General features: G+C 71.6%; 9 protein-coding genes and 1 rRNA gene. 4 read left to right on the forward strand and 6 right to left on the reverse strand.

Going from position 1 to position 10,774, the window contains the following annotated elements:
* Positions 1–163 precede the first annotated feature (163 nt).
* Positions 164–1,714, reverse strand: coding sequence for an alkaline phosphatase D family protein (locus tag DLJ59_RS33640; RefSeq protein ID WP_124778146.1), 1,551 nt, complete (start codon positions 1,712–1,714; stop codon positions 164–166).
* 229 nt (positions 1,715–1,943) lie between these two features.
* Between DLJ59_RS33640 and DLJ59_RS33645 the strand changes: the two genes are divergently transcribed.
* On the forward strand, positions 1,944–2,375 hold the full coding sequence (locus DLJ59_RS33645; RefSeq protein ID WP_208648928.1) for a carboxymuconolactone decarboxylase family protein: 432 nt from the start codon (positions 1,944–1,946) through the stop codon (positions 2,373–2,375).
* Complete coding sequence (gene sigJ / locus DLJ59_RS33650; RefSeq protein WP_244236372.1) at positions 2,372–3,250, forward strand: RNA polymerase sigma factor SigJ; 879 nt, start codon at positions 2,372–2,374, stop codon at positions 3,248–3,250. The genes DLJ59_RS33645 and sigJ overlap by 4 nt, the downstream gene beginning before the upstream one ends.
* A gap of 39 nt (positions 3,251–3,289) precedes the next feature.
* On the opposite strand, the gene ndk is transcribed toward sigJ, so the two are convergent.
* Complete coding sequence (ndk, locus tag DLJ59_RS33655) at positions 3,290–3,715, reverse strand: nucleoside-diphosphate kinase (protein ID WP_088949743.1); 426 nt, start codon at positions 3,713–3,715, stop codon at positions 3,290–3,292.
* Positions 3,716–3,857: 142 nt separating this feature from the next.
* Here ndk and DLJ59_RS33660 point away from each other — a divergent pair, with 142 nt between their 5' ends.
* Complete coding sequence (locus DLJ59_RS33660; protein WP_124778148.1) at positions 3,858–5,348, forward strand: VOC family protein; 1,491 nt, start codon at positions 3,858–3,860, stop codon at positions 5,346–5,348.
* A gap of 42 nt (positions 5,349–5,390) precedes the next feature.
* On the opposite strand, the gene DLJ59_RS33665 is transcribed toward DLJ59_RS33660, so the two are convergent.
* The 3 genes from DLJ59_RS33665 to DLJ59_RS33675 are packed head-to-tail and all read right to left on the reverse strand — an operon-like array spanning position 5,391 to position 9,771.
* Complete coding sequence (locus DLJ59_RS33665; protein WP_124778149.1) at positions 5,391–5,825, reverse strand: DUF4233 domain-containing protein; 435 nt, start codon at positions 5,823–5,825, stop codon at positions 5,391–5,393.
* Positions 5,822–7,156 (reverse strand): bifunctional folylpolyglutamate synthase/dihydrofolate synthase, encoded by a 1,335-nt coding sequence (locus DLJ59_RS33670; RefSeq protein WP_124778150.1) that lies wholly within the window; start codon positions 7,154–7,156, stop codon positions 5,822–5,824. Before DLJ59_RS33670 ends, DLJ59_RS33665 begins: the two co-directional genes overlap by 4 nt.
* Positions 7,153–9,771, reverse strand: coding sequence for a valine--tRNA ligase (locus tag DLJ59_RS33675; protein WP_124778151.1), 2,619 nt, complete (start codon positions 9,769–9,771; stop codon positions 7,153–7,155). Before DLJ59_RS33675 ends, DLJ59_RS33670 begins: the two co-directional genes overlap by 4 nt.
* A 69-nt stretch (positions 9,772–9,840) precedes the next feature.
* Between DLJ59_RS33675 and DLJ59_RS33680 the strand changes: the two genes are divergently transcribed.
* Complete coding sequence (locus DLJ59_RS33680; RefSeq protein ID WP_124778152.1) at positions 9,841–10,527, forward strand: hypothetical protein; 687 nt, start codon at positions 9,841–9,843, stop codon at positions 10,525–10,527.
* Positions 10,528–10,657: 130 nt separating this feature from the next.
* Here DLJ59_RS33680 and rrf read toward each other — a convergent pair.
* Positions 10,658–10,774, reverse strand: a 5S ribosomal RNA gene (rrf, locus tag DLJ59_RS33685).

Raw genomic sequence — 10,774 nt, forward strand, 5'->3', positions numbered from 1 at the left:
CCCGCCACGCCGGCCTCCCCCGAACCCCCGGCGCCCGCCGACCGGACCGTGCCCCCCACTCCGGTTCTCACCCCCGGCGGCGACCGCCGCTGATCATGAGATTGACGGGTCGGTTGGCCGCCGATCCGCCCGCCAACCTCATGATCAACCAGCTGCGGTCAGGTCAGGGCGCCGGGAGGGTGGTGCTCCACAGCGAGGCACCGTCGCGGTCGCGCAGGTGAACCGTCAGGGCCTCGGACTCACCGTCGATGGTGACCTCGCCGAAGTGCTGGAAACCTCCGGCTGGGCCCGTGTTGGCCACCGGCGGCGCGTGCACGAAGGCCGCCTGCGGTCCGAACGTGCCGTCCAACGCGTTCGGACCGAACGCGCCGGCGTGCGCCGGGCCGGAGACGAACTCCCAGAACGGGGTGAAGTCGCCGATCGCCGCGCGGGACGGGTCGTAGTGGTGCGCGGCGGTGTAGTGCACGTCGGCGGTCAGGAAGACCATGCCGGTCACCCCGGCCCGGTGGGTGGCCCGCAGCACCTCGGCGAACTCCAACTCCCGGCCCGCCGGCGCACCCGGGTCGCCCTGCGCGACACCCTCCTGCGCGCCCGGACCGTCCGGCACCACCACGCCGATCGGCAGGTCGTTGGCGATCACCTTCCAGGTCGCCGTGGAGCGCTTCAGCTCCCGGATCAGCCACTCCCGCTGCTGCCGGCCGAGCAGACCGCGCTTCGGGTCGGCGTACGTGTTGCCGTCGTTCGGGTCCTTGTGGGTGCGCATGTCGAGCACGAACACGTCCAGCGACGGCCCGTACGACAGCCGCCGGTACATCGGCCCGTCCACCGGCACCGGTAGCCACTCGTTGAACGCCTGCCGGGCCCGGGCGGCGAGCACGTCAACCCGCCGCTCGGTGTAGCGCGGGTCGTCGAGGATCTCACCCGGGTACCAGTTGTTCAGGACCTCGTGGTCGTCCCACTGGTTGATCTGCGGCACCGCCGCGGCGAACTCCCGCAGGTGCTCGTCGAGCAGGTTGTAGGCGAACTGCCCGCGGTACTCGGCGAGCGTCTCGGCGACCTTGCTCTTCTCCGGGGTGACCAGGTTGCGCCAGACCCGCCCGTCGGGCAGCGTCACCGACTCGACCAGCGGGCCGTCGGCGTACACCGTGTCGCCGCTGCACAGGAAGAAGTCCGGCCGGGTCTGCCGCATCGCCCGGAAAATCGACATGCCGCCGAAGTCGGGCGCGATCCCCCAGCCCTGCCCGACCACGTCGCCGGTCCACACGAACTTCACGTCGCGGCGCCGGTGCCGACCCGGTGCGGTGGTCAGCGTCCCGGTCAGCGGCTCGCTGACCACCCCGTGCCGATCCAGGCTCTCCACCCGCACCCGGTAGTGCAGCCGCTCGGCGTCCGGCAGGCCCCGCAGCCGGACCTTTCCGGTGAAGTCCCCGTTCGGGGTGAGCACCGGGCCGCGCAGCTTGCGCGCCCCCCGGAAGTCCGGCCGACGGCTCACCTCGACCAGCATCCGGCCCGGCCGGTCGGCCCGCGTCCAGACCAGCGCCGAGTCCGCGGTCACGTCGCCGCTCTGCACCCCATGGGTGAGGAGCGGGCGCGCCGCCGGGCGCCAGGCCGGGGCGGCGTTCGCGCCGGCACCGCCCAACAGCGCGCCGCCGGCGGCTCCGGCACCGACCACCAGGCCGGTCCGGAGCAGGGTACGTCGATCAAACTCGGTCATGCTTCCTCCCGATCATGGGTTGACCCCGTGGGTCTATCGGGTGGAGATGACAGTGAGCGGCGGCCCGGGTGACGCGAACGCGAACGCCGGTCGTCGGTCGTTGGTCGGCTCACCGCCCACCCCGGCCGCCTCGGCGGCATGAGCGGGATCACAGCCCTGGCTGTCACGCCCGGCCCGGCCCGATCGTCGTATGGCTGTCGGAACCGATCAGGAGGTAGTCGTGCAACGGATGAACCCGAGCGAGGTCGTGCCACAGGCGTACAAGGCCGTCCTGGGGTTGGAGAAGTACGTCCAGACGAACGTCGACCGCACCGTGCTGGAGCTGGTGAAGCTGCGGGCATCGATGATCAACGGATGCGCGTACTGCGTGGACATGCACAGCCGGGACGCGCTCGCCGACGGCGAGTCGAGCCGGCGGCTGTTCGCGGTCGCCACCTGGCGGGAGTCGCCCTTCTTCGACGAGCGGGAGCGGGCCGCGCTGGCCCTCACCGACGCCGTCACCCGGCTCGGTGAGCACGGGGTGCCGGACGAGGTGTGGGATGACGCCGCGAAGGTCTGGTCGGAGAAGGAACTGGCCGACCTCGTCATCGCCATTGCCACAATCAACGTGTGGAATCGGATCGGCGTGACGATGCGGCTGGAGCCTCCGGCCCAGGCGTGACCACCAAGGCGGCAGCAGAGGCGGCCGGTGCGCTCGAAGCGCACCGGCCGATGCTGCTTGGGCTCGCGTACCGCCTGCTCGGCAGCCGGCACGACGCGGAGGACGTGCTGCAGGAGGCGTACCTGCGCTGGCTGGGTGTGGACCGGGCACGGGTCGACGAGCCGCGCCGGTACCTGTCCCGAGTGGTCACCCGGTTGGCTCTGGACCGGCTGCGCGCCCGGCAGGCGGCCCGCGAGACCTACGTCGGGACATGGTTGCCCGAACCGGTGCCGACCGCGCCGTCGCCGTTCGGGCCGTTGGACCGGGTGGAGCTACGCGACTCGCTCTCCACCGCGTTGCTGCACGTGCTGGAGCGGCTCACCCCACCGGAGCGGGCGGTGTACGTCCTGCACACGGCCTTCGACCTGCCGTACGCGGAGATCGCCGAGATCCTCGACCGGTCCGCCGCCGACTGTCGACAGCTGTACCACCGGGCGACCGCGCGGGTACACCATGAGCAGCGCCGGTTCACCGCCAGCCGCTCGGAGCGGGAGCGGCTGCTGGACGCGTTCCTCGCCGCCGCCCGCGACGGCGACCTGGCGGCGCTCACCGACCTGGTGGCCGCCGACGCCACCGCCTGGAACGACGGTGGCGGCCGGGCGCGGGCCGCCCTCAACCCGGTCACCGGCGCGGACCGGATCGCCCGGTTCTACGCCGGCGTCTACGGCCCGCGTCACCGGGTGACCATGGATCCGATCGAGCTCAACGCGGAACCCGCGGTGCTGGTCACCCGGGCGGACGGCAGTCGGTACACGCTGACCATCGCCGCGGCCGACGGACGGATCACCGGGATCTACGTGGTCGGCAACCCGGCGAAGGTGCCGGCGGTCGGTTGAACCCGGATGCCGCCGGTCGGGCTTCGGGCCGGTCGGGCGTCAGCCCAGCTCGGGGAACCAGAGCGCGATCTCGCGCTTGGCGCTGTCCGTCGAGTCGGAGGCGTGCACCAGGTTCTCCCGGTTGGACAGCGACAGGTCACCCCGGATGGTGCCGGCGGCGGCCTTGCGCCCGTCGGTGGCGCCGACCAGCCCGCGGACCACGTCGATGACCTGGTCGCCGGAGAGCACCAGGGCGACCAGCGGGCCGCCGGTCATGAAGTCCTTCAGCGGCGGGTAGAACGCCTTGTCGACGTGCTCGGCGTAGTGCTCGTCGGCGAGCGCGGCGTCCATCGTCCGGTGCGCCATCGCGTCGATCCGCAGCCCTTTGCGCTCGAAGCGGGAGAGGACCTCGCCGACCAGGCCGCGGCGAACCGCGTCGGGCTTGATCAGAACGAGGCTGCGCTCATCCGGGCTGTTGCTGGACACGCTGGGTTCCTCCTGTACGCGCTGAACGCTCGGGGTCGGTACGGTCAGCCTAGCGACCCGGCCCCGGCGTCGGCGCGGCGGCCGGTCTTTCGCCCGGTGGCCGATCCGGCCTAGCCTGGTCCTGACCCCCGGGAGGTCCACTGTGGCGAATGGCGGGAACCGACCCATCGCGCCGGTACGCAAGCTGATCGGCGCGGTGCTGGGCACCGTGGCCACCTTCGTCGTCCTCTTCGGCCTGGGCATGACCAGTTGGGCCATCGTGGCTCTCGGGGTCGCCCTGCTGGTGCTGGCGATCGCGCTGGCAACCGTACGCGGCGGCGGGCGTACCTGGGTGGTCGGCGTCGGGCACGTGCACAGCGCCTCCGAACCACCCACCCAGTACGCGTTCGGCCGCTGCGAGCTCCAACTGGTGATCGACGCCCCTGGTCTGCCGCCGCGATCCAAGAAGATCATCGAGCCGAGGGTGCCGGTCTCCAAGTGGCCGTCGCTGGGTCAGACCCTGCCGATCCGGGTCGCGTTGGACGACCAGCGGCACGTCAAGGTCCTCTGGGACGAAGTGCCGACCCATGCCGAGACCGCGGCTGCCGTCGCCGATCTCCCGCCGGAGTTCGCCGACGCGGAGCCGATGGACGAGCTGCTGATCCAGCAGGACGCGCCGCCGTGGGCCGACCGCGCGCCGGACGACGACTTCCGGGACGACTTCCGGGACCCGGTCGGTGACCCGTTCCGGGACCCGGTCGGTGACCCGGTGCGCACCGACCTCCGGCGCGACGATCTCCGGCTCGACGACCGCCGGCGTGATGACCTCCGGCGCGACGACCCGAGCGTGGCGCCCGAGGAGCGCGAGCCCGTGGTGATGCACCAGAGCCCGGGTGGCCCGGTGGTGTTGGAGGGCGTTGTCGTCGAACAGCAAGCCGGTGGGCTGCCGCGGCGGGCCACCCCGGCACCCCGCTCACCCGCCGAGGAGCGCTTCGACGAGCCCGCCGCCGACCGGTTCGACGCTCTGGAGGAGGACGGCACGACCATCGCGTCCTCCGACGACACCGCCAACCCGCCCCGCCCACAGCGCGTCGAGCCAGCCAGCGCACACCGCTCCGAGCCGCCGCCCGCCCAGCGGTCCGGCCCCGGCGCGGCCGACCCGCTGGACCCCCTCGACCTTCCGCTGGACGACCCCTCCCCGGCCGGGGCCGCACACGCGACCGTGACCGACGAGGAGTTGGACCAGGCGATCTTCGGGTTCGATGCGGGCTCGGCCGCGCCGATCAGCGGGGTGGGCCTCACCCTGCTGGTCACCGACCTGCCCCGGTCGCTCGGCTTCTACCGTGACGTGCTCGGCTTCAGCGAGGTCGACCAGGGTGCCCACAACGCCGTCCTCGCCTCCGGGACGACCCGGCTCGTCCTGCGGGAGGTGACCGGGGCAGCGCCCATCAGTCGCCGGCTGGTGCACGTCAACCTTGAGGTGAACGACATCGAGGCGGCGTACGAGCGGTTGCGCGAGTCGGGTGTCCGCTTCACGTACGCGCCCCGGGTCGTCAACCGGGGCACCAAGCTGGAGGCGTGGGCTGCGGCCTTCCGCGACCCGGACGGCCACGGCGTCGCGCTCACCCAGTGGCGCGAACGCGCCGACGCCTGACCGACCCCGCCCCGCCTTCGGACGCCGCCGACCGGGTCGACGTCAGCCGAGGATGACCCGGCGAACGTGCAACGCGTACGCCCAGACCAGGGCGAAGATGATGCCCAGCCCGAGCAGCGACCAGTGCAGCAGCCCGCCCAGCAGCAGCAGGCCCTGGAGCACGGTGCCGGCGTTCCAGGCCCAGGGGCGGCGCATCATGCCGGCGAGCAGCACGGCGGCCACCGCCAGTGCGATCACCGCACCGATCGCGGCGCCGCCGAGGTCACCGCCGACCACCCGGATCGGCTGGATCGCCAGCAGGAGCACCAGCGCCTCCAGGCTGAGGGTGCCAGCACCGAGACCGCGTACCGCCCGCTCCGGGTTGCGCAACCCGGAGCGCCGCGGCTGCCCGGCCGTGGGCTCCTCCCCCACCGGCGGCTCGACCGGCGCGCCGGTCGGGTCCTCGGTGGTGTGCGGCTCCCGCTCCGGGCTGGTCATCGCTTCAGCAGCCTGCGCGCGTCGGCGACCGTCACCACGGACCCCGTGACCAGCACCCCGACCCCGCTCAGCTCACCCGGGACGTCCTCCTCGGCCAACGCCACCGCCAACTCGATGGCGTCCGGCATCTCCTCGGCCGAGTCCACCCGCCCGTCGCCGAAGATCTCGGCGGCCAGCGCGGCGAGTTCCTCCGTCGGCATCGCCCGTGGCGAGCTGTTACGGGTGACCACCACATGGTCGACCACCGGCTCCAGCAACTCCAGCAGCGCCTCCGCGTCCTTGTCGGCCAGGACGCCGATCACGGCCACCAGCTTGCTGAACGCGAACTCCTCCTGAAGCGCGGTGACGGTGGCCTTCATGCCGTGCGGGTTGTGCGCCCCGTCCAGCAGGATGGTCGGGGCGTTACGGACCCGCTCCAGCCGGCCCGGGGAGCTGGTCGAGGCGAAGCCCTCCCGAACCGCCTCAATGTCCAGCTGGCGTCGAGCCCCGGCACCCAGGAACGCCTCCACGGCGGCGAGCGCCACCGCCGCGTTCTGCGCCTGATGGGCACCGTGCAGCGGGATGAACACGTCGTCGTACACGCCACCGAGGCCCTGGAGGCTGAGCACCTGACCGCCGACCGCGACAGCGCGACCCAGCACACCGAACTCACCGCCCTCCCGGGCGACGGTGGCTCCGACCTCGGCGCAGCGCTCGAGGAGGGGGCCGGCGGCCTCCTCGTCCTGCGCCGCCGAGATCACAGTGGCGCCCGGGTGGATGATGCCGGCCTTGGCCAAGGCGATGTCCTGAAGCGTGTCGCCGAGCCACTCGGTGTGGTCCAGCCCGATCGGGGTGATCACACAGACCCCGGCCTGGAGAACGTTGGTGGCGTCCTCGGCACCACCGAGGCCGACCTCGACCACCGCGATGTCGACCGGCGCGTCGGCGAACGTGGCGAACGCCAGCGCGGTGGTCATGTCGAAGTACGTCAGCGGCTCGTCCGAGCGCGCGTCGATCAACTCGGCCAGCGGTTTGATCTCCCGGTACACCGCCGCGAACCGCTCCTCACTGACCGGCTCCCCGTCCAGGCTGATCCGCTCCCGGACGGTCTCCAGGTGCGGGCTGGTGTACCGGCCGGTGTGCAGCCCGAACGCCCGCAGCAGCGAGTCGATCATCCGCGCGGTGGAGGTCTTGCCGTTGGTGCCGGTCAGGTGGATCGCGGGGTACGCCCGTTGTGGGCTGCCGAGCAGGTCGAGCAGTGACTCGATCCGGTCCAGCTCGAACACCATGCGGGTGAAACCGCGGGCGTTCAGCTCGGCTTCGACGGCGGCGAAATCGGTACGGTCGGTCACGAGGGCAGTGTCTCCAGAGCAGCGTCGATCCGGACCAGGTCGGCCTCGGCGGTGGCGAGCCGGTCGCGGATCTTCGCGACCACCGGCTCGGGGGCCTTGCCGATGAAGGCCGGGTTGTCGAGCTTCGCCCGGGCCTGCGCGACCTCCTTCTCGGCGGCCGCGCGGTCCTTGGTCAGCCGGGCCCGCTCGGCGGCCACGTCGATCGACCCCCGGGTGTCCAACGCGACACCAACCGCGCCGGGCATGGCCAGCGTGGCACTGGCCTGGAAGTCGTCACCGGCCGGGTCCAGCCGGACCAGCGAGCGGATCAGCGGCTCGTGGGCCGCGATACCCGCGCCGGACAGCCCGTCCAGGCGGGCAGCGACCCGCTGCGTGGGGCGCAGCCCCTGGTCGGAACGGAACCGGCGGATCTCGGTGACCACCCGCTGCACGGCGACCAGCTCGGCCTCCGCGGCGTCGTCGATCAGCGACCGGTCGGCCACCGGCCAGGCGGCGGCCTGCACCGTCTCGCCGCCGGTCAACGCGAGCCACAACTCCTCGGTGACGAACGGGATGACCGGGTGCAGCAGCCGCAGCAGCTGGTCGAGCACGTGCCCGAGCACCCGGCGGCTGGCCTCCGCCCGCTCACCGCCCTCGGCGAGCACCGGCTTGCTCAGCTCGACGTACCAGTCGCAGACGTCGTCCCAGGCGAAGTGGTACAGCAGGTCGCACACCTTGGCGAACTCGTACGCCTCGAACTGCTCGTCGACCTCGGCGGTGACGTGCGCCAACCGGGACAGGATCCACCGGTCGACGGTGGAGAGCTGCTCGGTGGGAGGCAGGTCGCCAGTGGTGTGCGCGCCGTTCATCAGGGCGAACCGGGTGGCGTTCCAGAGCTTGTTGCAGAAGTTGCGCGAACCCTGGCACCACTCCTCGCTGACCGGGACGTCCTGGCCGGGGTTCGCACCCCGCGCCAGGGTGAACCGGGTGGCGTCGGCGCCGTACCGGTCGATCCAGTCCAGCGGGTCCACCACGTTGCCGAACGACTTCGACATCTTCTTGCCGAACTGGTCGCGCACCATGCCGTGCAGCGCGACCACGTCGAAGGGCGGCCGGCCGTCCATCGCGTAGAGGCCGAACATCATCATCCGGGCGACCCAGAAGAACAGGATGTCGTACCCGGTGACCAGCACGCTGGTCGGGTAGAACTTCGCCAGGTCCGGGGTCTGCTCGGGCCAGCCCAGGGTGGAGAACGGCCACAGGCCGCTGGAGAACCAGGTGTCCAGGACGTCCTCGTCCTGGTGCCAGCCCTCACCGGTCGGCGGCGCCTCGTCGGGGCCGACGCAGACGATCTCGCCGGCCGGGCCGTACCAGACCGGAATGCGGTGCCCCCACCACAGCTGGCGGGAGATACACCAGTCGTGCATGTTGTCGACCCAGGCGAAGTAGCGCTTGGCCAACTCCGCCGGCTCGATGCGGACCCGGCCGTCACGCACCGCGTCACCCGCGGCCTGGGCCAGCGGGGCGGTGTTGACGAACCACTGCAACGACAGCCGCGGCTCGACGGTGGTCTTGCAGCGCGAGCAGTGCCCGACCGCGTGCACGTACGGGCGCTTCTCGGCGACGATGCGGCCCTGCTCCCGCAGCGCGGCCACAATCGCCGGCCGCGCCTCGAACCGGTCCAGCCCCTCGAACGGGCCGGGGACGGTGATCACACCGCGCTCGTCCATCACGGTCACCGCGGGCAGGTCGTGCCGCTGGCCGATCTCGAAGTCGTTCGGGTCGTGGGCGGGCGTCACCTTGACCATGCCGGTGCCGAAGGACGGGTCGACGTGCGCGTCGGCGACGATCGGGATCCGGCGGCCGGTCAGCGGCAGCTCGACCTCGGTGCCGATCAGGTGCTGGTAGCGCTCGTCGTCGGGGTGCACCGCCACGGCGGTGTCGCCGAGCATCGTCTCGGCCCGGGTGGTGGCCACCACGACCTCGTCGCTGTAGCGGATCGAGATCAGCTCACCGTCGTCGTCGGTGTGCTCGACCTCGATGTCGGAGAGCGCCGTGAGGCACCGCGGACACCAGTTGATGATCCGGTTGGCCCGGTAGATGAGGCCGTCGTCGAAGAGCTTCTTGAAGATCGTCTGGACGGCGCGGCTCAGCCCCGCGTCCATGGTGAAGCGCTCGCGGTCCCAGTCGACGGAGTCGCCGAGGCGGCGCATCTGGCCGAGGATGGCACCACCGGATTCGGCCTTCCACTGCCAGACCCGCTCGACGAACTTCTCCCGGCCGAGGTCGTGTCGGGAAAGCCCCTCGGCGGCGAGTTGCCGCTCGACCAGGTTCTGGGTGGCGATGCCGGCGTGATCCATGCCGGGCAGCCACAGCGCCTCGAAGCCCTGCATCCGCTTACGCCGGGTCAACGCGTCCATCAGCGTGTGCTCGAACGCGTGGCCCATGTGCAGGGAGCCGGTGACGTTCGGCGGCGGGATGACGATGGTGAAGGGGGGCTTGTCGCTGTCGGCGGAGGCCCGGAAGTGCCCGCCGGCTACCCACTGCTCGTACCGTCGCTGCTCTACCTCACCGGGCTGGTACTGGCCGGCAAGGGTCGGGGCGTCGGGGCGTCGGGCATCCAGTCTCTCGGTCACCGGACAAGTCTACGGAGGGCTTCCGCAGACCTGACGTGCGCCACCTGCCGTTCGCGTACGGTGTCGGCTATGTCCGACGCACATCTCACCGAGCGGTCGCTCGACGGCAGTCGCGAGCCGGTCGAGCTGACCGAGGAACCGATCCAGCTGAGCACCCGGGACTCCGGAGGCGATCCCGACGAGCGATCCAGCGGGTGGTCACGCCGCCGCAAGATCGGTTGGACGGCCGCACTGGTGGTCGGCCTCGCCGGCGCCGGGGTGCTCGGCGTCGCCGGGTGGCGGGTGGCGCAGCAGAAGGACACCCAACTGACCTCACCCGATCGGGTGGTGGGTCTCACCCGCGACGACAGCGAGCGGGCGAAGAGCACTGCCGACTATCTGCGCAGCGGCCTGGCGGCGAACATCGAGCTGGACCGCAGTTTCGGCACTGTCTACCGCGACCCGGCGGACGAGAAGCGCTCGGTGCTCATCTTCGGGGGCACCACCCTGCTCTGGCAGCCGGAACGGGACCTGGACACCCTCTTCCGCCTGATGTCGGACGAGACCGGCGCGGTGAACGGTCTGCGCGAGCTGCCCGCGGGCGACCTCGGCGGTGTGCTGAAGTGCGGCAGCACCAGCGGCGAGGGCGGGGACTTCGCGGTGTGCGGCTGGGCCGACCACGGCAGCGTGGTCATGGCGATGTTCCCGGGTCGGTCGGTCAGCGACGCCGGCGGCCTGCTGCGCAACCTTCGCGACGGCATGCAGACCCGAGGCTGACCTGGTTATCGCGGTACACGCGGTGTCCCGGGTCGCCTGATACCCGGGGTTCCGTGTAACCGAATCGGCCGATCAGTTCGGGGGACGCAGAGAAGGCCACCCCGATTGGGGTGGCCTTTTCTGGAAGATTGTCCGGCGGCGTCCTACTCTCCCACACCCTCACGAGTGCAGTACCATCGGCGCTGGAGGGCTTAGCTTCCGGGTTCGGAATGTAACCGGGCGTTTCCCCTCCGCCATGACCGCCGTA

The organism is Micromonospora inaquosa, assembly GCF_003857055.1.
In the GTDB taxonomy this organism is placed as follows: Bacteria; Actinomycetota; Actinomycetes; order Mycobacteriales; family Micromonosporaceae; genus Micromonospora; species Micromonospora inaquosa.

What these genes read in the sequence shown, in the direction of transcription:
- DLJ59_RS33665 (WP_124778149.1), bottom strand. Translation starts at nt 5,825, where the DNA reads ATGACCAGCCCGGAGCGGGAGCCGCACACCACCGAGGACCCGACCGGC.
- DLJ59_RS33645 (WP_208648928.1), top strand. Translation starts at nt 1,944, where the DNA reads ATGAACCCGAGCGAGGTCGTGCCACAGGCGTACAAGGCCGTCCTGGGG.
- DLJ59_RS33680 (WP_124778152.1), top strand. Translation starts at nt 9,841, where the DNA reads ATGTCCGACGCACATCTCACCGAGCGGTCGCTCGACGGCAGTCGCGAG.
- DLJ59_RS33640 (WP_124778146.1), bottom strand. Translation starts at nt 1,714, where the DNA reads ATGACCGAGTTTGATCGACGTACCCTGCTCCGGACCGGCCTGGTGGTC.